Origin of the sequence: Vibrio chanodichtyis, assembly GCF_028863985.1 — a bacterium.
Lineage (GTDB): Bacteria > Pseudomonadota > Gammaproteobacteria > Enterobacterales > Vibrionaceae > Vibrio > Vibrio chanodichtyis.
The window spans coordinates 81,723-105,101 of record NZ_JARBFT010000005.1 but is presented as its reverse complement, the minus strand read 5'-3'; the positions used below and the strand labels follow the sequence as shown (position 1 = coordinate 105,101).

General features: G+C 48.8%; 22 protein-coding genes. 13 read left to right on the top strand and 9 right to left on the bottom strand.

Going from position 1 to position 23,379, the window contains the following annotated elements; genetic code table 11:
• Positions 1-269: 269 nt before the first annotated feature.
• From PUN32_RS07040 to hrpB, 3 genes are all read right to left on the bottom strand, one after another.
• Positions 270-2,576, bottom strand: a complete 2,307-nt coding sequence (locus PUN32_RS07040) for a patatin-like phospholipase family protein (RefSeq protein ID WP_274722523.1) — start codon at positions 2,574-2,576, stop codon at positions 270-272.
• A gap of 111 nt (positions 2,577-2,687) precedes the next feature.
• Positions 2,688-5,021, bottom strand: coding sequence for a penicillin-binding protein 1B (gene mrcB / locus PUN32_RS07035; protein WP_274722416.1), 2,334 nt, complete (start codon positions 5,019-5,021; stop codon positions 2,688-2,690).
• A 10-nt stretch (positions 5,022-5,031) separates the two neighbouring features.
• Complete coding sequence (hrpB, locus tag PUN32_RS07030; RefSeq protein WP_274722415.1) at positions 5,032-7,494, bottom strand: ATP-dependent helicase HrpB; 2,463 nt, start codon at positions 7,492-7,494, stop codon at positions 5,032-5,034.
• A gap of 63 nt (positions 7,495-7,557) precedes the next feature.
• Here hrpB and sfsA point away from each other — a divergent pair, with 63 nt between their 5' ends.
• The 7 genes from sfsA to panC all read left to right on the top strand — a co-directional run bounded on the left by sfsA (position 7,558) and on the right by panC (position 13,489).
• Positions 7,558-8,292 carry a DNA/RNA nuclease SfsA gene (sfsA, locus tag PUN32_RS07025; RefSeq protein WP_274722414.1) on the top strand — a complete coding sequence of 245 codons (735 nt, stop codon included), beginning with the start codon at positions 7,558-7,560 and terminating at the stop codon, positions 8,290-8,292.
• 124 nt (positions 8,293-8,416) lie between these two features.
• Positions 8,417-8,863, top strand: a complete 447-nt coding sequence (gene dksA, locus PUN32_RS07020) for an RNA polymerase-binding protein DksA (protein WP_166013607.1) — start codon at positions 8,417-8,419, stop codon at positions 8,861-8,863.
• Between the two features lie 86 nt (positions 8,864-8,949).
• On the top strand, positions 8,950-9,840 hold the full coding sequence (gene gluQRS, locus PUN32_RS07015; protein WP_274722413.1) for a tRNA glutamyl-Q(34) synthetase GluQRS: 891 nt from the start codon (positions 8,950-8,952) through the stop codon (positions 9,838-9,840).
• Between the two features lie 89 nt (positions 9,841-9,929).
• Positions 9,930-11,300: a polynucleotide adenylyltransferase PcnB gene (gene pcnB, locus PUN32_RS07010; protein WP_274722412.1), complete on the top strand. Its 1,371-nt coding sequence runs from the start codon at positions 9,930-9,932 to the stop codon at positions 11,298-11,300.
• Entirely contained in the window at positions 11,297-11,800 is a 504-nt protein-coding gene (gene folK / locus PUN32_RS07005) for a 2-amino-4-hydroxy-6-hydroxymethyldihydropteridine diphosphokinase (RefSeq protein WP_274722411.1), read from the top strand. The genes pcnB and folK overlap by 4 nt, the downstream gene beginning before the upstream one ends.
• 2 nt (positions 11,801-11,802) lie before the next feature.
• Positions 11,803-12,597, top strand: a complete 795-nt coding sequence (gene panB / locus PUN32_RS07000; protein WP_274722410.1) for a 3-methyl-2-oxobutanoate hydroxymethyltransferase — start codon at positions 11,803-11,805, stop codon at positions 12,595-12,597.
• Between the two features lie 10 nt (positions 12,598-12,607).
• The gene (gene panC / locus PUN32_RS06995; RefSeq protein WP_166013612.1) at positions 12,608-13,489 is read left to right on the top strand and encodes a pantoate--beta-alanine ligase; all 882 of its coding nucleotides are present in this window, start codon (positions 12,608-12,610) and stop codon (positions 13,487-13,489) included.
• A gap of 80 nt (positions 13,490-13,569) precedes the next feature.
• On the opposite strand, the gene PUN32_RS06990 is transcribed toward panC, so the two are convergent.
• The gene (locus tag PUN32_RS06990; RefSeq protein WP_274722409.1) at positions 13,570-14,340 is read right to left on the bottom strand and encodes an ABC transporter permease; all 771 of its coding nucleotides are present in this window, start codon (positions 14,338-14,340) and stop codon (positions 13,570-13,572) included.
• Between the two features lie 5 nt (positions 14,341-14,345).
• A complete protein-coding gene (locus PUN32_RS06985; protein ID WP_166013614.1) occupies positions 14,346-15,263 on the bottom strand; it encodes an ABC transporter ATP-binding protein in 918 nt (305 codons plus the stop codon).
• A gap of 253 nt (positions 15,264-15,516) precedes the next feature.
• Between PUN32_RS06985 and can the strand changes: the two genes are divergently transcribed.
• Positions 15,517-16,185, top strand: a complete 669-nt coding sequence (gene can, locus PUN32_RS06980; RefSeq protein ID WP_274722408.1) for a carbonate dehydratase — start codon at positions 15,517-15,519, stop codon at positions 16,183-16,185.
• A 70-nt stretch (positions 16,186-16,255) separates the two neighbouring features.
• On the opposite strand, the gene hpt is transcribed toward can, so the two are convergent.
• On the bottom strand, positions 16,256-16,789 hold the full coding sequence (gene hpt, locus PUN32_RS06975) for a hypoxanthine phosphoribosyltransferase (protein ID WP_274722407.1): 534 nt from the start codon (positions 16,787-16,789) through the stop codon (positions 16,256-16,258).
• A 312-nt stretch (positions 16,790-17,101) separates the two neighbouring features.
• Between hpt and PUN32_RS06970 the strand changes: the two genes are divergently transcribed.
• Positions 17,102-17,719 carry a LuxR/HapR/OpaR family quorum-sensing transcriptional regulator gene (locus tag PUN32_RS06970; protein ID WP_274722406.1) on the top strand — a complete coding sequence of 206 codons (618 nt, stop codon included), beginning with the start codon at positions 17,102-17,104 and terminating at the stop codon, positions 17,717-17,719.
• Positions 17,720-17,813: 94 nt separating this feature from the next.
• Here PUN32_RS06970 and rsmI read toward each other — a convergent pair whose 3' ends face one another.
• Positions 17,814-18,680, bottom strand: coding sequence for a 16S rRNA (cytidine(1402)-2'-O)-methyltransferase (gene rsmI / locus PUN32_RS06965; protein ID WP_274722405.1), 867 nt, complete (start codon positions 18,678-18,680; stop codon positions 17,814-17,816).
• A gap of 65 nt (positions 18,681-18,745) precedes the next feature.
• On the opposite strand from rsmI, the gene PUN32_RS06960 reads away from it, so the two are divergent.
• From PUN32_RS06960 to PUN32_RS06945, 4 genes are read left to right on the top strand one after another with little or no spacing between them, the layout of a single operon-like run.
• Positions 18,746-20,551, top strand: a complete 1,806-nt coding sequence (locus PUN32_RS06960; RefSeq protein WP_274722404.1) for a penicillin-binding protein activator — start codon at positions 18,746-18,748, stop codon at positions 20,549-20,551.
• Complete coding sequence (locus PUN32_RS06955) at positions 20,538-20,906, top strand: YraN family protein (RefSeq protein ID WP_166013619.1); 369 nt, start codon at positions 20,538-20,540, stop codon at positions 20,904-20,906. The genes PUN32_RS06960 and PUN32_RS06955 overlap by 14 nt, the downstream gene beginning before the upstream one ends.
• Before the next feature lie 3 nt (positions 20,907-20,909).
• Complete coding sequence (locus PUN32_RS06950) at positions 20,910-21,500, top strand: phosphoheptose isomerase (RefSeq protein WP_274722403.1); 591 nt, start codon at positions 20,910-20,912, stop codon at positions 21,498-21,500.
• Positions 21,501-21,502: 2 nt separating this feature from the next.
• Positions 21,503-22,072: a BON domain-containing protein gene (locus PUN32_RS06945; protein WP_274722402.1), complete on the top strand. Its 570-nt coding sequence runs from the start codon at positions 21,503-21,505 to the stop codon at positions 22,070-22,072.
• Positions 22,073-22,204: 132 nt separating this feature from the next.
• On the opposite strand, the gene sspB is transcribed toward PUN32_RS06945, so the two are convergent.
• Positions 22,205-22,690 (bottom strand): ClpXP protease specificity-enhancing factor, encoded by a 486-nt coding sequence (gene sspB / locus PUN32_RS06940; protein WP_274722401.1) that lies wholly within the window; start codon positions 22,688-22,690, stop codon positions 22,205-22,207.
• 11 nt (positions 22,691-22,701) lie between these two features.
• Positions 22,702-23,337, bottom strand: a complete 636-nt coding sequence (gene sspA, locus PUN32_RS06935; protein WP_166013623.1) for a stringent starvation protein SspA — start codon at positions 23,335-23,337, stop codon at positions 22,702-22,704.
• Between the last annotated feature and the right edge of the window lie 42 nt (positions 23,338-23,379).

Below are 23,379 nucleotides of genomic sequence, written 5' to 3'. Positions count from 1 at the left end.
GTTCGCGTCGTTGATCACAATACCCGCGAACATCCTTGGAAATTTGACGCTCCCTCACGCTTGCTATCACTCCGTTTGACAGAGCAACCGTGCGCAAGAGCGCCAAACAGTGGGGTCAGAATAGCAAGTTTAACTTGCAATTAAAATCTCACCATTTTGACCCACATAGCAACTTACTCATCAAAGTCACCGGCTAATCAACGCAACTTATCATCCACATCTGGACTTGCTCGCAAGCCGTGTCCGATCATCCCTCACGCAAGGTATGCTTATTTAAACGTGGTTCCGATAATAAAATACACTGAATCATAATGTTGTTCAGTGCGTCCATAGCCAAACATGATTGGCCCAATCGGTGAATTGACCCCGGCAAACAGTGAACTGGCACGATACAAGGGCGCCTCTTTCAAACGCAGATCTGGGTCTGACCATACCCCACCATACTCTAGCGAAGCGCCTAAGTAGACTGGTGAGGTAAACATCCCGAAATCATTATCAAACCAGCGGTAACGGTAAATGAGATTACCGTAAACTTTGTTCTGACCAATCAGGCTATTACGTGGAATACCGGATAAATTAAGAAAACCCCCAATGCTTTTCGGGTCGATTGGCGTTGATGAATGCTCACTTTTCACCACCCCCATATCCAAATTAGCCACCAAAGTGTGGCGAGCCACAGTATGTGCAGCCACCAAGCGGGCGGATAACTCAGACACAGTATCTGATGGTGTCATCATGTCAGACAATGGATTACTCCCATCAAAACTGTCTTTGGAAACTAAGTATCCCAAATTAAAATAGAGCCCTTGCTGAGGCAGAATAAAATCATCCAAGGTGTCGTGGCGGTAATCAAAAAATAGCCCACGCCGTTGGAAGGCAAAGTCACCGAAAACCGGTAAAGAAGAGGCTTCACCATCACCTTTGCTATAGCGCAGCCCTACTTTCAACTCGCGCCATAATTCAACCTGATACCCCAACGCCATTTCGGCCACCCATTCTGAGTAGGTCACTGGCAAATAATTTTTGGTTGCGCTCAACGAAGTATCATTAAATCCGGTTAATGGGGCGTTGCGAGTCTCGTTACTGTAGGCCAAAGCTGCGGTGGTAAAAATTTTCTGTTCCGATAAAAAAGGCGAATACAGCTGTGCTTCCACTAGCTTGTCGGTGCCCATTTCTAAATTGAGGGTCAATTCCGCGCCATGGGGATTGATGTCGGTAAAATTGGTCGAAACCCCCAGAGCGTATTGGCTATTGGTTGTGAAATCATCCTCAAGAAAAAATCGAAAATTGACATAGTTCGGCCCCCAGGATTTTTCTCGTACATCAATCGCTAATTGTTGGGTGGTACCTTGCTGCTGATATTGATAGCGCACCAATTCAAAGCGATCTAACGCATAGAGATCTTCAATACGGGTTTCTATTTGCTCTTGGCTGAATGTTTGATCGGGGGCTAAATTGAGTCGATTAAGGAGCAGTCGATCGCTGTAGTGGCTGTCATTATGCAGCACAATGTGATCGATGTGGATCTGATCGCCATAGCGTAAGGTTTTGCGCCGCTGCTGTTTGGCCTCAAGATACGCTTGATACTGTGCGCTATTGAGCGCGATACGCTGTAAGAACTCTCGCTGCTGTTGCGCCACGTGATAGCCCATGGCAAAGGCATCCGGCATTTTAGCAAACTCGGTGGTCTCCATTTTGCCCACCGATGGACGCAATAACAGATCTTGCGGATGCAAATGATCACTCTGTTTTTCAGTGCTACGCCGGACTAAATAGTTGGACAGTTGATCCGCAACCGTAAACAGGTTGGTGAAATCGGCTTGGCTTTTATAATCGGTACTGATGTCAACCGCGATGATAATATCCGCCCCCATCGCTCGAGCAACATCAACCGGCATATTATTGGTCACGCCACCATCGACGAGCCACAAACCATCAATCTCATAAGGCGGCAGTGCGCCAGGCACCGACATACTGGCCATCATCGCATCGACCAGAAAGCCTTTATCCAACACCACTTCTTGCAGATTAATGATATCGGTCGCCACCGCACGATAAGGGATCACCAATTGATCGAATGACTCAAACGCCGGCAGATTACCCGTGGTTTCGCGTAGCATGCGCAGCATATTTTGCCCTTGCACAACCCCTTTGGGGGCACGCACCTCCCCCCAGTGCAAACCGAGGTCGGTAGTAATTTGATAGCGGTCTTCATACTCTTTATCACGCAGACTGCGCTGACTACGATCAACCCGATCGCGATAACCACGGTTCCAATCCACGCTGTAAATCAAGGCTTCAATCTCTTGCGCACTCATGCCTGTGGCATACAGCCCACCAACATAAGCCCCCATACTGGTACCGGTAATGATATCGATCGGCACCTGCAACTCTTCCAGCGCTTTAATCACCCCCATGTGCGCCGCTCCTTTCGCACCACCGCCAGCCAGTACTAAGGCGATTTTAGGACGCGACACGAGCTTAGCTTCTATAGGTTGTTCGAGTATTGGTTGTGCGAGCAGCGCTGGCGTCAGCCCAATCCCCACCACCATGCTGAATAATACCGCCCATCTCATCACGCTGAATTACCCTCGAAATCCTTAAGAATCAAATCACTATAAACGCCCAACGCTCACCAAACAACGGCAAGATGTACATCAATTAAGCGCAGTGAGCCAAGCAAGAAACTACCATTGAAATAGATTTTTGATCCATTCCGTCGGGCGATTATCGCACTGCTGCTTGAGCTTTTGCTGCGGATCCCAAATCGGCAGTTTAAACGCATTATCACAATCAAGGGTTAGTCCACCTTGCGCCTGCTGAGCAAACCCAAAAGTGCTGATCCCTTGCGGCCACGGTAGCTGTAATGGTTGCGGGATACGGTATTGCAAATACTGCGCATACACTCGTAACGCACCGCTGGATCCGGTTAATTTGGTGGATTGGTTATCATCACGCCCCAACCAAATGGTAGTCACTTCGCGGCCATCCACGCCGACAAACCAACTATCACGGTTATCATTGGTGGTACCGGTTTTACCAGCCAAACCCGCGTGCGCAAATTGAGCGTGCAAAGCGCGTCCGGTTCCTTGTTGTACCCCTTGCTTAAGCGCATAAGTGGTGAGCCATGCCGCTTGCTGATCCACGGCTGGGGAGACTTTCGGCAAAGATTGATACAGCACATTGCCTTGTACATCGAGTACCGAACGCAGCGCAGAGAGTGGCGCTTTTTGCCCCGAGTTGGTCAAGGTTTGGTACATTTGTGCCACTTGATATGGGGTCAGCGAAAATGATCCGAGTAGCATCGAAGGGACTGGGCGGATCTCATCCCGCTTAACCCCCAATTTTTCCAACGTGGTCGCCACTTGTTCAATGCCAAGCTGCATCCCCAACTGCACCGTCGGCACATTGAGCGATTGAGCTAACGCGAGATAAAGCGGCACGGCACCGCGATATTGACGATCATAGTTACGCGGCGTCCACGCAGTGCCTTGGCTACCTTTTAAAGTGATCGGTTTATCTTCTAGGGTCGTGGCTAAATGGTACTGATCCGGATGCGCTAAGGCAGTGAGGTATACCGCTGGTTTAACCAGCGAGCCGATTTGACGGCTGGCATTCAGTACCCGGTTAAAACCATCATAACCGGTACGCTTACCACCCACCATGGCGCGGATCTCGCCACTGTTGCGATCAACCGCAATCGCGGCCGCTTCCAAATCTTGGCCAGCAGTTTTTGCCAACTGCGGGATCTGCTGTTGGATCGCCTGCTCTAACTTACTTTGCGACACTGGATCGAGCGAAGTAAACACCCGCAAGCCTGAGTCGGCTTTAAACTTATCACCTAACTTCTGCTTTAACTCGATCGACACTTGTTGGAAATAAGCCGGCTGACGGCTGGCAATTTGCGCATTTTTCTGCACATCAAGTGGACGAGTGACCGCTTGCTGATATTGTGCGGCGGTCAAAATATCGTTCTGCATCATAAGCTTGAGAACTAAATCACGCCGTTCGCGCGCGCGCTGAGCAAAGCGCAGTGGGTTGTAATATGACGGACCTTTAACCATCCCCACCAACAGCGCCAGTTGATCAATCCGCAGCTCTTGCAGTGGCTGACCAAAGTAGAGCCGTGAAGCTAAACCGAAACCGTGGATGGCATCGCCACCACTTTGCCCCAGATAAACTTCATTCAAATAGGCTTCCAGAATGCGATCTTTGCTATAACGGTGATCGATGATCAGCGCGATATACGCTTCACGCAACTTACGCCACAAGGTGCGATCACTCGACAGGAAAATATTTTTCGCCAGTTGCTGAGTCAGCGTACTGCCGCCTTGTACCGTACGCCCAGCTTTGAGGTTAACCAGCATTGCCCGAGCAATCGCCAATGGCGACACACCATCATGCTGATAAAAATCACGATCTTCGGTCACCAGCAAAGCATCGACTAGCACTTCAGGAAATTGCTCACGAGCTAAGAAAAGTCGCTGTTCCGGCGAGTTTTTTTCCAGCATGCCCATCAGTTTAGGCTCTAAACGCAAATAGCCGAGTTGCCGTTTTTGCTCTAAAGCCTCAATGCTGCGCAAGCCATCATCGGCAAACGTCAACATGACGCGGCGATCGGGCTCTGGGCCATCGACAAATTCGAAAGGGCGACGGATCAGCTCAATCCGCGTGGCTGATGATGAGTATTCACCGGCCAAGCGCGGCTGGGCCACTTTACGGTAATTGAGCACATCCAGTTCATTGCGCAGCTCTGGCAAGCTGAGCCCACTGCCGGGCTCTAAGGTCAAAATCCGTGCATAAACGACCGTCGGTAAATCAAACAGTTGCCCATCAAAGCGCTGTTTGATCATCGAATCTAAATAAATTCCGATAAACAGCAATAGCGCTGCGCACGCTAAGGCGACTTTCCAAGTAATGGCCCACAGTTTAGTCAGCCACAGGCGCAGTCTTGAGGAAGAGCTCTTTTTGCCACGGCGCGCAGTGCGGCCACGCGGCGAGTTACTACTTTTTTTGGTCATCGGTATCTGATCATGGGTTGAAATGTCGTTTGGTTTGGGTGGTAGCGACGTGGTTTGCCGGATCATCTGGCCACACATGTTTCGGGTAGCGACCCTTCATCTCTTTTTGTACTTGCCGATAAGCTCCAGCCCAAAAACTGGCCAGATCGCGCGTCACTTGCAAAGGGCGCTGGGCTGGGGACAGCAATTCCATCACCACCGCTTTAGTCCCTTTCGCAACTCGCGGTGAGCTGTGCTCACCAAACACGTGCTGCATGCGTACCGACAACATAGGATCCATGCCGAGCTGGTAACGGATTTTCTGCTGCTGACCGGTCGGCAACTGATAATGGGTTGGCAACCATTGATCCAATTGCTGAGTAAGCGACCAACCAAGATAATGCTTAAGGGCTTCTAATACCGCGACATGTTGTAAAGCTTGCACCGAAGTCACACCCACGAGATAAGGCGCTAACCAATCATCCAGTTGTGCCAGCAGCGCTTCATCGTGCAATTGTGGCCAATCCTCTTCCGGTAGCCACGCCGCCGCACAACGAGCACGTGCCAACCACTCACTCGCCGCTTCGTTCCACGCTAACACATTGAGCCCTTTACGCCGAACATAGTTCAGTAAAGCTTCGGTCATTTGTTGTTGATCTGGCGCTGGGAGATGTTCACGGCGCACGATGAGTTGATCAATCCGCCACTGCCGTTGCGCGCTCAATCGCCCCGCTTTCTCATCCCAGTCGACTTGTTCAACACAACCGATCAGTTGTGGCAACCACTGCTCAAGCGCGTTGATCGACAAGCTAAGCGCACTGAAAATTTGACTGGCTTGGCCTTGACTACGCAGCAGATCCAACGCAACCAAATAGTCGGCAGCTGCTAAATTTTCATCCACCGCCAGCCAAGCACCATGACCATTGGCCAGTAAAAACTGCCCCGGCTGCTGAGCGCGCTGTTGGGCGATCCGATCCGGAAACGCCAAACACGCCACTAAACCAAGCCACGCTTCTTCGACCATCGCCAGCGAAAACACCGTATCCAACTTAGCAGCCAAGCTTTGCGCACGCTGGTACAATAGCTTACGCTGCGGATGGTGACCTTGCTGCCAACGATGCAAGCTGTGCTGCACATCCACCACTTGCCGCTCTGGCTCTTCCAACAACACCGCTAATGCTAAGCTACTTTGTAAAGCCACCTCACCTAACCGTTGCGCATTCAGTAACATCGCCGCAATTCTAGGCTCAACCCCTAGTTGATGTGCGTCTTTTCCGGCCTGAGTCAATTGAGCGCGCTCATCCAATAATCCGAGCCGTTGCAGCAGTTGCTGCGCTTGCGCTAAAGCACGCTCAGGCGGCAGATCCAACCACGCTAAATCGGTCGCGGGGGCGCCCCATTGTGCCAGCTCTAACGCTAACGGCGCCAAATCGGTGTGGAGAATTTCTGGCTCCGCTAGCCAAGGCTGCTGCTTAAGCTGCGCCTCACTGTATAAACGCACGCAAATCCCAGGCTCTAAACGCCCAGCCCGTCCGGCGCGCTGCTCAGCCGATGATTGAGCAATGCGCACTTGCTCTAGCCGAGTGATGCCGGTTTTGAGATCAAAACGCGCACTGCGTTCAAGCCCACTGTCGAGCACAATACGGATCCCCTCAATGGTCAGCGAGGTTTCAGCAATATTGGTCGCCAGTACCACTTTGCGCCGCCCGGCAGCCGCAGGCGCAATCGCACGCTGCTGAGCGGCAAATGCCATCTGTCCATACAATGGACAAATCTCAATGTGAGCGGATAAATCGCTCAGTTGCTCGCTGAGTTGGTGAATGCTCGCCGCTCCGGGCAAAAAGGCCAACAGTGAACCGGTTTCATGCTGCAATAAATGCCGAATATGCCGCTGCATTGCGGCAACCAAACGCTCATCGGCACGCAGAGGCTGGTAGCGGATCTCGATCGGAAAACCGCGCCCTTGCGATTCTACATACCGCGCCTGAGGCAATAAATTTTGCAGCGCGGCTTGATCTAAGGTGGCCGACATCACCACAATTTTTAAATCTTCACGCAAAGCGGCTTGCACTTCGAGCGCGAGCGCCAAGGCCGTATCAGCGTGAATACTGCGCTCATGAAACTCATCAAAAATCAGTACCTCGATGCCATCTAGCTCCGGATCGTTTTGCAGCATCCGCGTCATAATGCCTTCGGTCACAATCTCTAGCTGAGTTGAGCGGCTTACTCGGGTTTCGCCGCGGACTCGATAGCCGACTCGCTGCCCTACCTCTTCTCCTAACTGCTGCGCCAAATAGCGCGCAATATTGCGCGCCGCCAAGCGTCTTGGCTCAAGCATGATTATCTTGCCGTTGCATAAGCCAGCTTGCAGCAATTGCAACGGAAAGTAGGTCGATTTACCCGCGCCCGGCGCGGCCTTTAGGATAAGTTGCGCAGATTGGCTAAGGCTGTCTAGCAGCTTAGGCATCAGCGCGACAATCGGCAGTTGTGACAAGGTGGGTTCCTGTATGCTTTAATGACCGCGCCATTGTACATAAAAAAACATCTAAGCCGAGACATGCACTTTTCACCACCGTTACAAAAAGCGACCTTGATCAGACGCTACCAACGCTTTTTAGCCGATGTCGCGCTCGCTGACGGCTCGCAGATCACCATTCACTGTGCCAATACTGGGGCGATGACCGGATGTGCTGAGCCTGGCAGCAGTGTGTGGTTTTCCACCTCCGACAATCCTAAGCGCAAATACCCACAAAGCTGGGAGTTAACCGAAACCCAAACGGGCGATTGGATTTACGTCAATACTGCGCGGGCAAACCACTTAGTGGTAGAGGCGATTTTGGCCGGAGAGATTGCCCAACTGCAAGGCTATGAGCAGCTGCGCACTGAAGTAAAATATGGCGATGAAAATAGTCGAATCGATATTTTGCTCAGTGCAGATTCCCGCCCAGACTGCTTTATCGAAGTCAAAAGCGTCACCTTATTAGATAACGAACAAGGTGGACCAGGACAAGGTTACTTTCCAGATAGCGTCACGACCCGAGGTCAAAAACATCTGCGCGAGCTGGCACAAATGGCCAAACAAGGTCAGCGTGCGATCCTTTTCTTTGCTGTTTTACATTCAGGGATTGAAAAAGTCGCTCCCGCCCTCCATATAGACCCCAACTATTCACAGTTATTAAAAGCGGCACAAGAAGCCGGAGTGGAAGTGCTATGTTACCAAGCATCACTTTCAGAGCATCAAATTCGAATCGCGTCGCAACTTAAATTTGCCCATCAAATAGTAAAAAATTGATGGTCTGTTCACATTGACGATAACTTTAGCTTCGATTGTTTGCCTCCCCCACTTCTTTTTGCTATAGATACCCGCCTTAAAATGAACTGCTCGCGCAGTTGACTAGGGTTAGTAGGAGATCTGTATGACAGAGTCTAAAAAGAAAACGCTGGGCATCCTAGCCATTGCAGGTGTTGAGCCATATCAAATGCAGCCGGGTGAAGAGTATATGTCACCGGCGCAAATCACGCATTTTACAAAAATTTTAGAAGCGTGGCGTAACCAACTGAGAGAAGAAGTGGACCGCACGGTACACCATATGCAAGACGAAGCGGCCAACTTTCCAGACCCTGTTGACCGCGCTTCTCAAGAAGAAGAGTTCAGCTTAGAGTTGCGTAACCGTGATCGCGAACGCCGTTTGATCAAAAAAATCGAAAAAACACTCGATAAAATTAAAGAAGAGGATTTCGGTTACTGCGAATCATGCGGCGTTGAAATTGGTACGCGCCGTTTAGAAGCGCGCCCAACGGCGGATCTGTGTATTGATTGCAAAACACTGGCTGAAATTAAAGAAAAGCAAATGCTTGGCTAACATCCAGCCGCAAGAAAGAAAAAGGGAGCCGCAGCTCCCTTTTGTTGTTTATTGGCATAATTGCCAAACGACAGGTTAATCGCCCCATGAACTATATTGGTCGCTTCGCCCCCTCGCCTTCTGGCCCATTACACTTTGGATCGTTAATCGCCGCGCTAGGGAGCTATTTCCAAGCCAAGGCCGCACAAGGTCAATGGCTGGTAAGGATTGAAGATCTTGATCCACCGCGGGAAATGCCCGGCGCGGCCGCGCATATTCTGCGCACTTTGGAGGCGTACGGTCTACATTGGGATCAAACGGTGGTGTACCAAAGCCAGCGCCACGCGCTATACCAACAGCAAATCGATCAATGGCTCGCCAGTGGTCAAGCCTATTACTGTCAGTGCACCCGCCAAGCGGTTAAGGCAATGGGCGGATTTTATAACGGCCACTGCCAACGCCATCCACCTCGGCAACATCACGACTGCGCCATTCGATTACACATGGATAATCCGGTGCTGCAGTTCATTGATTTGAAACATGGCACCATCACTATACCTTCAGCGTTAGCGCAAGAAGACTTCATCATCAAACGTCGTGATGGCCTATTTGCTTACAACCTTGCGGTAGTGATTGATGATATTGAGCAAGGGGTGACTCAGGTGGTACGCGGTGCGGATTTGATTGAGCCAACCGGACGACAAATCAGCTTGTATCACACGTTAGAACAAAAACCGGTCAGCTACTTGCATTTACCTTTGGCAATCGATAGTAACGGCAATAAACTGTCCAAACAGAATCACGCACCGGCGATTGATCCTTTGCAACCAAAGCCAACTCTGGTGCAGGCCATGCAGTTTTTAGGCTTTGAACTACCAGCCGATTTTTGCGATGCCAATCTGGAGCAAATGCTCACCTGGGGCTGCCACCATTGGCAGCTAAGTCAGCTACCCGCAGCGATCGAGATCACACCAAGATTCTCAAATGGTCCGGCTTAAGCTATTATTGCAGCAAATTCCGTCCGCTTGAGCGTCAAGTTAAGCTGCGTAGCGCTTACAGCGGTCACCGCCATCATTGTCAGAAGCACATGAATAATAACGATTTTGAATTGAGTAACACTCACACATATCCAGACTTAGCTTTGACTATCATTCCGCGTCAGGAACACCCAGTCTCACGTAAGCAGATCAGCGACAATGCACTAAAAGTGCTCTATCGCCTGCATGCGGCAGGGTTTGCCGCGTTTCTCGTCGGCGGTGGAGTGCGTGATTTACTGCTTGGTGGCAAACCAAAAGATTTTGATGTCGCCACCAATGCTACCCCTGAACAATTGCGCCAACTGTTCCGCAACTGTCGGCTGATTGGGCGACGTTTTCGTCTGGCCCATATCATGTTTGGACGTGACATTATTGAAGTGGCAACGTTTCGTGGTCATCACCAAGAATCCAATTCAAGCCAACAGATTGCCGCACAATCTGAAGCGGGCATGCTGCTGCGTGACAATGTCTACGGCACGATAGATCAAGATGCGGAACGACGCGATTTCACCATCAATGCGATGTATTACAATATTGCCGACTACAGCATCCACGACTATGCCGGTGGCATGGAAGATCTCGACGATCGCTTAGTGCGCCTGATTGGCGATCCGCAAACTCGCTACCGTGAAGATCCGGTGCGCATGCTGCGCGCGGTACGTTTTGCGGTTAAACTCGATTTTGATATTGAGGAAGATACCGCCGCGCCGATTGAGCAACTCGCACCTTTGCTGCGCGATATTCCAGCTGCACGTCTGTATGAAGAGTCGCTGAAAATGCTGCAAGCGGGCCATGGCTTAGAAACCTACCACTTGATGCGTGAATACCAGCTATTCCAACAGCTGTTCCCAACTGTCGCGGCATATTTTACCGAAGATCACAGTTCACCAACCGAGCAGATGCTCGATTTAGTGCTGGATGCCACCGATATTCGACTAGAACAAGATCTGCGCATCAACCCAGCCTTTATGTTTGCTGCAATGTTGTGGTATCCGATGATAGAGCTGGCCAATAACTTAATGGCTTCGCTCAAGCTCAATGAATTTGATGCGATCACTGAAGCCAGCAACCGCATTTTGGATGAAGTGGTTAAACGTATTGCCATTCCACGCCGTCACACCACTACCATCCGCGATATTTGGCAGTTACAGCAACGCCTACCGCGGCGCAGCAGTAAACGTGCATTTCGCTTGTTAGAACTGAGTAAATTCCGCGCTGGCTTTGATTTCCTAGAGATGCGTGGTGAAATTGAAGGCGGTGAAACCAAGCAATTGGCCGAATGGTGGGCGACTTTCCAAAATGCAGGGCGTAATATGCGTCAAGCGATGGTGGCCGATGTTGGCAATGCGCCGGGCAGCAAATCCAGCGCGCGACGTCGTAAACCATCACGCAATAAATCAAAGAGTAAACCTAGCGAATGATCCTTGCTTACATTGCGATTGGCAGTAACTTGGGCGATCCGGTCACCCAAGCCCAACAGGCCATCCACCAGCTTACTCAATTACCGAAGTCGCGCTTAATCGCGGCTTCATCGCTCTATAGCAGTACCCCAATGGGGCCGCAAAATCAGCCCGATTACATCAATGCGGTGGCGGCCATCGAAACCGAATTAACCCCACTGGAATTGCTCGATAGCACACAACGCATTGAGCTGCAGCAGGGACGCGTGCGTAAAGATCAGCGCTGGGGGCCAAGAACCCTCGATCTTGATATTGTGCTTTATGGCAATCAAGTGATAGAGAGTGAGCGTCTCACCATTCCCCACTATGGAATGAAAGTGCGTGAATTTGTGCTCTATCCGCTCGCAGAAATTGCACCCAATTTAACCCTCCCTGACGGGACTGAGATCCAAACGTTACTGCAACAAGTGCCGCTTAATGGGCTCAGCGTTTGGCACTCGCCAATGTCGAGTAAGGACTAAACATGAAAAAAATAACCATAAACGACCTGATGAAATGGAAGCAAGAGGGTCGCAAATTTGCTACATCCACCGCTTATGATGCGAGTTTTGCTCAATTATTTGAGAGCCTAGACATGCCACTCTTGTTGGTAGGCGATTCACTGGGCATGGTGTTACAAGGTGAGGCGGATACCTTGCCTGTCACGGTTGAAGATATTGCTTACCACACCCGTTGTGTACGTAAAGGTAGCCCCAACTGCCTATTGATGGCTGATATGCCGTTTATGAGCTACACCACGCCTGAACAAGCGTGTGATAATGCCGCGAAACTGGTTCGTGCAGGGGCGAATATGGTAAAAATTGAAGGCGGCGATTGGTTAGTCGACACCGTAAAAATGTTGACTGAACGTGCCGTCCCGGTCTGTGCTCACTTAGGCTTAACGCCACAATCGGTTAATATTTTCGGTGGCTACAAAGTGCAAGGCCGTGAGCAAGATAAAGCGGATCGTATGGTGCGTGATGCTATCGCGCTGCAAGAAGCCGGGGCACAAATCATCCTGTTAGAGTGTGTACCGGCCGATCTCGCCAAACGGATCACCCAAATTTTGGATGTACCCGTGATTGGCATTGGCGCTGGGAATGGCACCGATGGCCAAATTCTGGTTATGCATGACATGTTTGGCATTTCCGCCAACTACATGCCTAAATTCTCGAAAAATTTCTTGGCCGAAACCGGTGATATCCGCCGAGCGGTTACCCAATATATCGAAGATGTGGCCAGTGGCGCATTTCCCGATCTCGCCCACACTATTGCCTAAGGAGTCATAGATGCAAGTATTTGCAGACCTAGCTGTTGTTCGCGAGCAGATCAAACAATTGAAACGTGAAGGTCGCCGTGTCGCGTTTGTGCCGACTATGGGTAATTTACATGAAGGCCATTTAACGCTGGTGCGCAAAGCCCGTGAGTTAGCCGATGTGGTGGTGGTTAGTATTTTCGTCAACCCAATGCAGTTTGACAGGGCAGAAGATTTAAAAAACTACCCGCGCACCCTGGAAGAGGATTTGAGCAAACTCAATGGCGAAGGGGTTGATCTGGTATTTACCCCAACCGCAGAAACTCTCTATCCGCAAGGGTTGGATAAGCAGACCTTGGTCGAAGTGCCAGGGCTATCGTATATGCTGGAAGGCGCTTCTCGTCCCGGACATTTCCGTGGCGTGGCAACGATTGTCACTAAGCTGTTTAACATCATACAACCCGATGTGGCTTGCTTTGGCGAGAAAGATTTCCAGCAATTGGCAGTGATCCGCCAGATGGTCGAAGATCTGTGTCTGGATATTGAAATTGTTGGCGTGGCAACCGTGCGTGAATTAGATGGCCTAGCGATGAGTTCACGTAATAATTTGCTGACGCTGGATGAACGCCAACGCGCGCCAGTCTTAGCGCGCACTATGCGTTGGATCAACAGTGCGATCCGTGGTGGACGCAGCGATTATCCATCAGTGATCCAAGATGCGGTGGACCAGTTACGCGCCGCTGATTTAGAGCCTGATGAAATTTTTATTCGTGATGCGCAAACACTATTACCGATCAGCCATGAGAGTAAACAAGCGGTGATCTTGATGTCGGCTTTTCTTGGTAAAGTACGCTTGATCGATAACCAAGTGCTTGACCTGCAAATCGAAAACAAAGCCAGCGCTGAAGAAGAATAATCTCTCATCCTGGTAGCAAAAAGGTCAACCTCGGTTGACCTTTTTTCGCTAACGACGCAAGCATTAATAAAAAGTGAAGCCTAGCTGCGCAGCCCTTTACCTTTGGTCACTAAATAGTGCGCCACCGCATACAGCACCAGCACAAAAGCCACTAATACCGCAAACGAAGTGCTAATATCGACATCCGACATACCAAGAAAGCCATAACGGAATGCATTGACCATATAGACGATCGGGTTGATCTGCGATACCCCTTGCCAAAACTCCGGCAACAGTGTGATGGAATAGAATACCCCGCCCAGATAAGTCAGCGGCGTCAGCACAAAGGTTGGGATGATCGATATATCATCAAAAGTTTTGGCAAATACCGCGTTAATCAATCCTCCGAGCGCAAACACCACCGAAGTTAAAAATACCGTGGCACAAATCACGCCCCAATGCTCGACCCGCAGATCAACAAACAACAGCGAAACGGCGGTCACCATTGCCCCGACTAATAAACCGCGCGCCACACCGCCCATCACATATCCGGCAATAATCACATAATTGGGCACCGGAGCGACCAACAACTCTTCAATGTTCTTTTGAAACTTAGCACTGAAAAAAGAAGCCGCCACATTGGAGTAAGAGTTGGTGATGACTGACATCATAATAAGCCCGGGTACAATGTACTCCATATAGCTAAAGCCGTTCATCTCGCCAATCCTTGAGCCAATCAAATTACCAAAAATAATGAAATAGAGCGTCATGGTGATCGCAGGTGGCACTAGGGTTTGCACCCAAATCCGCATAAAACGGTGAATTTCTTTACTTAATAAACTGCGAAATGCGGTCCAATAAATTTGATACATACGGGTTAGCCTCGCTTCGCATTATTAACGATACTGACAAACAACTCTTCTAGGCGATTGACCTTGTTACGCATCGACAGCACCTTAACCCCTTGCTCAGTCAATTGGCTAAACACATGGTTAATGCCTTGGCTCTTTTCCAATTCAATCTCCAGCGAGCCTTGCACCAGTTGCTGTTTGATCACCCCTTGCAGTGGCGCAATCGTCTGCTGACCATCGATATCCAACACAAAGGTCTCCACATCCAGCTTACCAAGCAGATCTTTCATGCTAGTGTTTTCAATTAATTCACCACGCTGAATAATGCCAATATTGCGGCACAGCGTTTCGGCTTCTTCCAGATAATGTGTAGTCAGAATGATGGTGACGCCCTGCTGGTTAATCTGCTGCAGAAACTCCCACATCGAGCGGCGTAGCTCAATATCCACCCCTGCCGTCGGTTCATCGAGGATCAGCAGTTGCGGCTCATGCATTAACGCACGGGCGATCATCAAACGGCGCTTCATACCCCCAGAAAGATGGCGGGCCCGCTCACTACGTTTTTCCCACAAGTCGAGCTGAGTCAGATATTTTTTCGCCCGTTGCTTAGCCAGCGCTTTGGGCACACCATAATAGCCCGCTTGCTGCAACACGATCTGTTCAACCGTCTCAAACGGGTTAAAGTTAAATTCTTGTGGTACTAGGCCAAGCTGCTGCTTAGCTCGCTCAAGCTGAGTATCGAGATCGTAACCAAACACAGAGACCTGGCCAGACGTTTTATTCACCAGCGATGCAATAATACCAATGGTGGTCGATTTACCCGCCCCATTAGGCCCCAGTAGTGCATAAAAATCCCCTTGTTGAACCTGCAAGCTGATGCCTTTGAGCGCCTCAAAGCCACCGGCATAGGTTTTTGTGAGCTGTTGTATTTCCAGTGCGTACATAACTGCAACCTTTTTACTGATGACCGTCGTGATGTTGCGCTTTAATGGCGTTTTTTCAACCCTTAACCTGTGAAAGGCGAGCATTTCTTGCTTCCGTCAGCCTAAAAACACTCACTACTGGCAGTATCATGCCTACACTGAGTTTAGGCGAAGGCTACCAAAACACGTCAGAGCAGTGAATCAACCCACAAATTAGGTGAGCTAGCATGGGTGAGATTGTGTATATTGTGGCTAACAATCTAAGGGAAATAAGATGCCAGAAATTAAACAGCTTTTTGAGAATAACTCAAAATGGTCAGAGTCAATCAAAGCCGAAAATCCGGAATATTTTGCCAAACTAGCCAGAGGGCAAGACCCGGATTTTTTGTGGATCGGATGTGCCGATAGCCGAGTGCCTGCCGAGCGACTCACCGGTCTCTATTCTGGTGAACTGTTTGTCCACCGTAATGTGGCTAATCAGGTGATCCATACGGATCTCAACTGCTTATCCGTGGTGCAATATGCGGTGGATGTACTGCAAGTTAAACATATTATTGTTTGTGGCCACTATGGCTGTGGTGGGGTGACTGCGGCAATTGATAATCCACAACTCGGTTTAATTAATAACTGGTTGCTGCATATTCGTGATTACTATCTCAAACATCGCCATTATCTGGAGCAAATGCCAGCGGAAGATCGCTCGGATAAATTAGCCGAAATTAACGTTGCCGAGCAAGTGTATAACTTGGCCAACTCGACTGTGCTACAAAATGCTTGGGAACGTGGACAATCAGTCGAAGTGCACGGTTTCGTGTATGGTATTGGCGATGGCCGTTTGGAGTATTTAGGGGTGGCTTGTGACTCACGCGATGCAGTAGAGCGCAACTATCACCAAGCGTTAGAGAAAATTCTCAATCCACAGCATCGTTTGCTGTGTCGCTGACAGATTAACGATATGGCTTAACTCATACGCCCACTGACTGAGTGGGCGTTATGGCGGTTAAATTCAATGATTACTCGGCAACTGGCACCACTTTACCAATATAAGGCAGATGGCGATATTTCTGCGCGTAGTCGATACCCACGCCTACTACAAATTCATCGGGAATTTCAAAACCAACCCAATCCACAGCGACATCCACTTCACGGCGCGTTGGCTTATCAAGCAAAGTACAAATCGCGATCGACTTCGGCTCACGCAGTGCCAAAATTTCTTTGACTTTGCTCAGCGTATTGCCAGTATCGATAATATCTTCCACTAACAGCACATCTTTGCCTTTAATATCATCGTCCAAATCTTTCAGGATCCGCACATCACGTGAACTGTGCATACTGTTGCCGTAGCTTGAAGCGGTCATAAAATCCACTTGGTGAGTCAGATCAATTTGACGAGCGAGATCGGCCATAAATACAAACGAACCACGAAGCAAGCCGACTAACACTAAATCTTCACTGCCTTGGTAGTGCTTGGTAATTTGTTGGCCTAACTCGACAATGCGCTGAGCAACTTGCTGCTCAGAAATCATGACTTCAACTGTGTGTTTCATACCATTCTCGTTATGTTGCGCGATATCAGCATCGCTGATTTTACGGGTGCCTATTGGCAGGCGTGCATAGTAGCATTTCCCTCAAAAGCTGTTAATCGTTTCACACTCGATTCTCTGCGCGCTGATGATTTCACTCAAGCCAAGCGATGTTACAACCGACCAAAAATCACTATTACTGCGCATTTCAATCCGGTGACGATTGACCTCACATATATGCACCATTACACTCATTAGGCATTTATTAATAAATGACACAATAATTATTAGAGCAAGATGCTCAATCAATCGTCTCATTGGCAAGGACCTTTTGGTATGGATACATCAATAGAAAAACCCCAGCGAACTCGCTTGGCCCCTCATAAACGCAAACTGCAACTGATGGAAATCGCCTTAGAAGTGTTTGCAAAGCGTGGGATAGGCCGCGCGGGTCATGCTGACATTGCAGAAATTGCCCAGGTCTCGGTGGCAACCGTGTTTAATTACTTCCCGACTCGTGAAGATCTGGTGGATGATGTGCTCAATTTTGTGGTTCAGCAGTATTCGAATTTCCTCACCGATCACATCGATTTGGATTTAGATGTGAAAAGCAACCTACAAAATTTGTGCAAACAGATGGTGCAACTGGCAATCACCGATTGCCACTGGCTAAAAGTATTGTTTGAATGGAGTACATCAACCCGCGAGGAAGTGTGGCCGCTATTCGTTGCCACTAACCGAACGAATCAATTGCTGATCAAAAATATGTTTAGCAAAGCGATGCAACGTGGTGAATTATGTGAAAAGCATGATGTTGAACATATCACCAGCCTGTTTCATGGCATCTTTTACTCACTGTTTCTGCAGATCAACCGCGTTGGTGCGCAAGATGCAATGTATAAACTGGTTGATAGCTATCTCAATATGCTATGTATCTATAAAACCAAGGTTTGACAGCTAAAACTTTAAAGCTTGATTGTCTAAACCGTAAATAACAGGCCGACGCGTTAAGCATCGGCCTAATCTAAATAAAATCAATTAGTTGAAATTATTCACCCAAATTCTCTAGGCCCCATTTATACAGTGCATTTTTCTTCAACTGATGAATTTCGGCGACAAGCGCCGCCGCTTTTTTGAGTGGCAGCTCTTTGCTGAGCAGAGTTAAGGTGCGCAATGCATCATCTGGCAGAGTCTGCTCACCAGCCGCCCGATAACCATGCACTAACAGCACCATTTCACCTTTTTTGCGGTTATCATCTTCAGCAATCCAGGTGATCAATTGTGCCAATGGCATACCTTGAATGGTTTCAAAAGTCTTGGTTAACTCGCGCGCCAAAACCACCTGACGCTCACCGCCCAGTACCTCTTGCATATCTTGCAAGGCATCGCAGATCCGATGCGGTGACTCATAAAAAATACAAGTGCGCGCGACTTTGGCGATTTCAAGTAACTTATCTTTACGTGCTTTACTCTTAGCAGGTAAAAACCCCTCAAAACTAAAGCAATCGGACGGAAGACCAGCTGCACTTAACGCCGTGATCACCGCACAAGGGCCAGGAAGTGGCACAACTTTGACCCCAGCTTGACGGCATTGATTGACCAAATGATAACCTGGATCGCTAATCAGTGGTGTGCCAGCATCGGATACCAGCGCAATCGACATGCCCGATTGCAGCTTATCGACTAAAAACTGGGCTTTTTGCTGCTCATTATGATCATGCAGAGCAAAAGTTTTGGTGCTGATATTAAAGTGCGCTAATAATTTACCCGTATGGCGAGTATCTTCCGCGGCAATTATATCGACTTGGGCTAACACCTCTAAGGCTCGTTGTGTGATGTCACCCAAATTACCAATCGGGGTTGGCACAATATAAAGAGTTGGTGCACCATTTGGCACGGTTTTAGTATCTGTCATTTGTTTACCATCACATCAACGATTAATATAGAGACAACTTACGGACTAACGAAAGAATCATGGCTATGAACCACCATCAGCGACGCAGTGTACCACGCATATTGACTCCGATTGCATTATCAATCGTGTTATCGGCCTGCTCGACTCAACCTTCGTCACCGGATGTGGTCGATATTGCCGCACCACCACTGTTAACCGCACAAACCTACTTAATGCGTGCCGATGCCAGCCAAGGTACACAACAAAATGATTGGTTGTTGATGGCCCTCAAAGCCGCGATTGCCGAAAACAATCCCGAGCAAGCGCAATTATTGATCATGCGCCTTGCCAAACAACCGTTGACCGAAACTCAGCAAGCACAATGGCAACTGCTGCGCGCACAATTACTGGTGAATCGCGAACAGTATCAAGAAGCGCTCCGCCAATTAAATTTCCAAGCGAACTGGTCATTACCACAGGTTCAATGGCAACAATATTACCAATTACGCGCCGATATTTTTACCGCGCTAGATCGCCCGTTTGACTCCACTCGTGAATTGATCGCGCTGTATGAGATGTCATCAAACCGTGAGCAAGAAGCGTTAGCTGATCAAATCTGGGCTAGCTTGAATCACTATTCGGCAAACAATCTGACTCGCCTTGCCGTGGGCCCCAATGAAACACAACTAAGCGGCTGGTTACAATTAACTATCTATATGAAAACGCTGGGCAGCAATCTGCCACAGCTACAAAACACCTTACAGCGCTGGCTGGCCGAAAACCCACAACATCCGGCAACAAAATATACCCCTAAAGCCATCAGCGATATTTTGGCACTCAATATTGTCAAACCAACCCATACCGCATTACTGCTGCCTTTAACCGGCAAATTTGCCAAACAGGCGCAATTTATTCGTGATGGTTTCGTGTTTGCGATGATGAATGATGCTGAACGCGCAACGGACGCCACTTTAACCATCATTGATACCAATGCCGAATCACTAGCATCGGTGGATGCCACCCTGACCAACCAGAACATTGATTTTGTGGTCGGGCCATTAATTAAAGACAATATTGAGCAATTACAACGCTTGCAACAAAGCCGTGGCCAAACGATCCCAATGTTAGCGTTAAATATTCCGGATAATATCGATACCACTGCTGGCGCGTGTTATCTGGCTTTATCACCAGAGCAAGAGGTGGCACAAGCCGCTAAACATTTGTTCAGCCAAGGCTACCGCTATCCGCTGATTTTAGCGCCACAAAATGCTTATGGGCAGCGTGTGGTGGAAGCCTTTAATCAAGAGTGGCGACACTTTAGTAACAATAAAGTGGCGGTTAATCTGTTTGGTGATAAGCGTCAATTACAACGCAATATCAATTCAATTTTTGGCTTACAAGATAGCCAGCAAAATATTGCTCAGATCGAATCGCTGCTTGGTATTGGCTTAGAAAGTCAGCCGCGGAGCCGCCGCGATATCGATGCGGTGTATATTGTTGCCAACAGCGCCGATCTCACCTTAATCAAACCGTTCATTGAAGTCGCGATCAACCCAGACACTCGTCCTCCAAAGCTGTTTTCTAACTCCAACAGCAATGCCGGTGGCCGTCAGTATGAAGATTTATCCGGTGTCACCTACAGCGATATTCCACTGCTGATCCATCCATCGCCAAGCCTCCAGCAGCAACTGACTCAAATTTGGCCGGACAGCTCAAATGCCGAGCGCCGCTTACAAGCACTCGGAATGGATGCGTATCAACTGATGGTGGAACTTCCACAAATGAAAATCGTCGAAGGTTATACCCTTGATGGCCAAACCGGTGTACTGAGCATTGATGATCAGTGTGTGGTACAACGCGAAATCAGTTGGGCGGAGCATGGAGTTCGCTAACTCTCGCGCCCAAGGCAACCACTATGAACAGATGGCGGCACAGCACCTATGCCGCCAAGGATTAAAACTGGTCAGCCAAAATGTCAATTATCGCTGCGGCGAATTAGATTTGGTGATGCGCCAAGGTGCCACTTGGGTATTTGTTGAAGTCCGTTATCGCGCCAATCGCCAACACGGTCATGCCGCAGAAACCATCACCCGCAGCAAACGTGATCGCTTGATCAAAGCAGCAAATTGGTGGATGCTCGCCAATAACATAAATAGTCACAGTGCGGATTTTCGTTTTGATGTGGTTGCGATTCATCAGCAAGGGCAACATATCGAATGGTTAAAAAACGCGATAACTGAAGGATAGACAATGCTCGATAGCATTAAAGACAGTTTTACCGAAAGTATTCAAATTCAAATTGCCGCAGCCGAAGCGTTACCAGATGCAATTATGCATGCAGCGCAAGCGATGGTGGCAAGCTTACTTAATGGCCACAAAATTCTCTGTTGTGGTAACGGTGGTTCATCTGTCAACGCGCAACAGTTTGTGTCTTGCCTAATCAATCGCTTTGAAACCGAACGCCCAAGTTTACCAGCGATGGCTCTGACCGCGGATAATACCACCTTAACCGCAGTGGCTAACGACTACCACTACCAAGAAGTCTTTTCTAAACAGGTGCGGGCATTTGGTCAACCTGGCGATATTTTATTAGCCATTTCGACCAGTGGTAATAGCAAAAATATCATTAAAGCAATGGAAGCGGCCGTCACTCGTGATATGACGATTATTGCGCTTACCGGTAAAGATGGCGGCGAAATGGCGGGACTACTCGGTGAAAATGATGTGGAAATTCGTATTCCCTCACACCGTACCGCGCGCATCCACGAGGTTCACATGGTGACGCTACACTGCCTATGTGATTTGATTGACCAAGTATTATTCCCAGCCCATGTAGAGTGATTATGAAAAGTATTAAACTTGTTCTCTTGGCCAGCATGCTTGTCACCTTAACCGGTTGTGCTGGATTATTCATCGCAGGTGCCGCAACCACCGCCAATATGGTGACCGATCCGCGCAGCACTAAGGAGATCTGGCAAGATAATAACCTAGAGTTAGAAGTCGCAGGACTTGCCAATAAAGAGCCCTATCGCAAAGAGACGCGCATCTCAGCGGTGGCTTATCGAGGTACCGTGGTATTACTTGGTCAATCCAGCACTGAAGCAACCTTAGAGCAATTTATCGCGCAAGCTCGGCAACTGAAAGATGTCAAAGAGTTGCATAATCAAATCCAGATCAAAGCGCCGCTGTCGGTCGGAGAAATCAGCAATGACAGCTGGATCACCACTAAAGTTAAATCCGCGTTACTGACCAAATCCGAGCTCAACGGGATCAAAGTGAAGGTAGTGACCGAAGACCGCGTGGTGTATCTGTTTGGCTACGTATCCGCTGAACATGCTGATATTGCGATAGAGGTAGCAAGAAATATTATTGGTGTAAAACAAGTGGTCAGAGCATTTGATTACGCTCAGTAAGCCGATCGGACCAAGCGGTTAGCGAGATAAATAATCAACCCGTTTCGGATGGCGACAAAAAAGGCAGCGATTCTCGCTGCCTTTTACATGTTACGCTTGATGACTTCACGACACGTTTATTTCACAACACGTTTATTTCACAACACGTAAGCTTGGTTTGCCTTTTGGACGAGGTGGCTCATCACTACTCTCATCGCGAGTATGCTCATCACTGTCATCAGCCAATGGACTCTCTAGCCCAGCTAACGAGGCTGGTGCGTCAAACTCTTCAAGCTCTAGTGAGTCGATATAAGCTGATTCAGGCTCAAACATCGTCCCTGCACCATTTTCACGTGCATAAATCGCCTGCACCGCATAAATTGGCACAATAACGCGATGAGGCCGCCCACCAAATCGAGCATTAAAGGTCACTTCGTCGTTACTGAGGTCTAAATGGCTGACCGCGCGCGGAGCGACATTGAGAATAATTTGCCCATCTTGCACATATTCGAGTGGCACTTTAACTCTTGGTAACGTGGCATCCACCACCAAATGTGGCGTAAGCTCGTTTTCCAGCAGCCAGTCATAAAATGCACGCAGCAAGTAAGGTCGACGCGGTGTCATTTGATCACTATCCATTCCGGCATCCATTAGCGAGCCAGACGCATCTCGCGTTCAGCTTCCGTCAGCGAAGCCAGGAATGAATCACGCTCAAATACACGGTTCATGTACACTTTTAGCTCTTTAGAACCAGGACCAATCAAATCAATGCCCAGTACAGGTAAACGCCACAGCAGTGGAGCCAAGTAGCAATCAATTAAACTGAATTCTTCACTCATAAAGTATTCAAACTCAGCGAACACTGGACCTAAAGTCAGCAAGTCATTACGCAATTTATTGCGGGCTTGCTCAGCCACTTCAGGTGAACCGTTGACCACTTTCTCTGCCAATGAGTACCAGTTGCGTTCAATACGGTAGATCATCAAACGGCTGTTACCACGTGCAACCGGATAAACCGGCATTAGCGGTGGGTGTGGAAAACGCTCATCTAAGTATTCCATAATGATTTTGGAATCATACAGAGCTAGCTCACGATCCACCAAAGTAGGTACGGTTTTATAAGGATTCAGCTCGATCAGTTCCGCTGGGAGGTTATTCTCATCAACCAACTCAACTTCAAAACTGACACCTTTTTCAGCCAGCACAATGCGAACCTGATGGCTATACATGTCGGATGCACTTGAAAACAGAGTCATCACAGAACGTTTGTTGGCAGCTACAGCCATGGAGCCCTCCAGTACAGATGCGGGGATAAAAAACAATGGAGG

Excerpts from the sequence above, each read along its gene's own strand:
- PUN32_RS06955 (WP_166013619.1), top strand. The coding sequence starts at position 20,538 with ATGGAGTTCGCTAACTCTCGCGCCCAAGGCAACCACTATGAACAGATG.
- PUN32_RS06945 (WP_274722402.1), top strand. The coding sequence starts at position 21,503 with ATGAAAAGTATTAAACTTGTTCTCTTGGCCAGCATGCTTGTCACCTTA.
- pcnB (WP_274722412.1), top strand. The coding sequence starts at position 9,930 with ATGAATAATAACGATTTTGAATTGAGTAACACTCACACATATCCAGAC.
- hpt (WP_274722407.1), bottom strand. The coding sequence starts at position 16,789 with ATGAAACACACAGTTGAAGTCATGATTTCTGAGCAGCAAGTTGCTCAG.
- mrcB (WP_274722416.1), bottom strand. The coding sequence starts at position 5,021 with ATGACCAAAAAAAGTAGTAACTCGCCGCGTGGCCGCACTGCGCGCCGT.
- dksA (WP_166013607.1), top strand. The coding sequence starts at position 8,417 with ATGACAGAGTCTAAAAAGAAAACGCTGGGCATCCTAGCCATTGCAGGT.
- PUN32_RS06950 (WP_274722403.1), top strand. The coding sequence starts at position 20,910 with ATGCTCGATAGCATTAAAGACAGTTTTACCGAAAGTATTCAAATTCAA.
- can (WP_274722408.1), top strand. The coding sequence starts at position 15,517 with ATGCCAGAAATTAAACAGCTTTTTGAGAATAACTCAAAATGGTCAGAG.
- folK (WP_274722411.1), top strand. The coding sequence starts at position 11,297 with ATGATCCTTGCTTACATTGCGATTGGCAGTAACTTGGGCGATCCGGTC.
- PUN32_RS06985 (WP_166013614.1), bottom strand. The coding sequence starts at position 15,263 with ATGTACGCACTGGAAATACAACAGCTCACAAAAACCTATGCCGGTGGC.
- rsmI (WP_274722405.1), bottom strand. The coding sequence starts at position 18,680 with ATGACAGATACTAAAACCGTGCCAAATGGTGCACCAACTCTTTATATT.
- PUN32_RS06960 (WP_274722404.1), top strand. The coding sequence starts at position 18,746 with ATGAACCACCATCAGCGACGCAGTGTACCACGCATATTGACTCCGATT.
- panC (WP_166013612.1), top strand. The coding sequence starts at position 12,608 with ATGCAAGTATTTGCAGACCTAGCTGTTGTTCGCGAGCAGATCAAACAA.
- PUN32_RS06970 (WP_274722406.1), top strand. The coding sequence starts at position 17,102 with ATGGATACATCAATAGAAAAACCCCAGCGAACTCGCTTGGCCCCTCAT.
- PUN32_RS06990 (WP_274722409.1), bottom strand. The coding sequence starts at position 14,340 with ATGTATCAAATTTATTGGACCGCATTTCGCAGTTTATTAAGTAAAGAA.
- PUN32_RS07040 (WP_274722523.1), bottom strand. The coding sequence starts at position 2,576 with ATGAGATGGGCGGTATTATTCAGCATGGTGGTGGGGATTGGGCTGACG.
- sfsA (WP_274722414.1), top strand. The coding sequence starts at position 7,558 with ATGCACTTTTCACCACCGTTACAAAAAGCGACCTTGATCAGACGCTAC.
- sspB (WP_274722401.1), bottom strand. The coding sequence starts at position 22,690 with ATGGATAGTGATCAAATGACACCGCGTCGACCTTACTTGCTGCGTGCA.
- sspA (WP_166013623.1), bottom strand. The coding sequence starts at position 23,337 with ATGGCTGTAGCTGCCAACAAACGTTCTGTGATGACTCTGTTTTCAAGT.
- panB (WP_274722410.1), top strand. The coding sequence starts at position 11,803 with ATGAAAAAAATAACCATAAACGACCTGATGAAATGGAAGCAAGAGGGT.
- gluQRS (WP_274722413.1), top strand. The coding sequence starts at position 8,950 with ATGAACTATATTGGTCGCTTCGCCCCCTCGCCTTCTGGCCCATTACAC.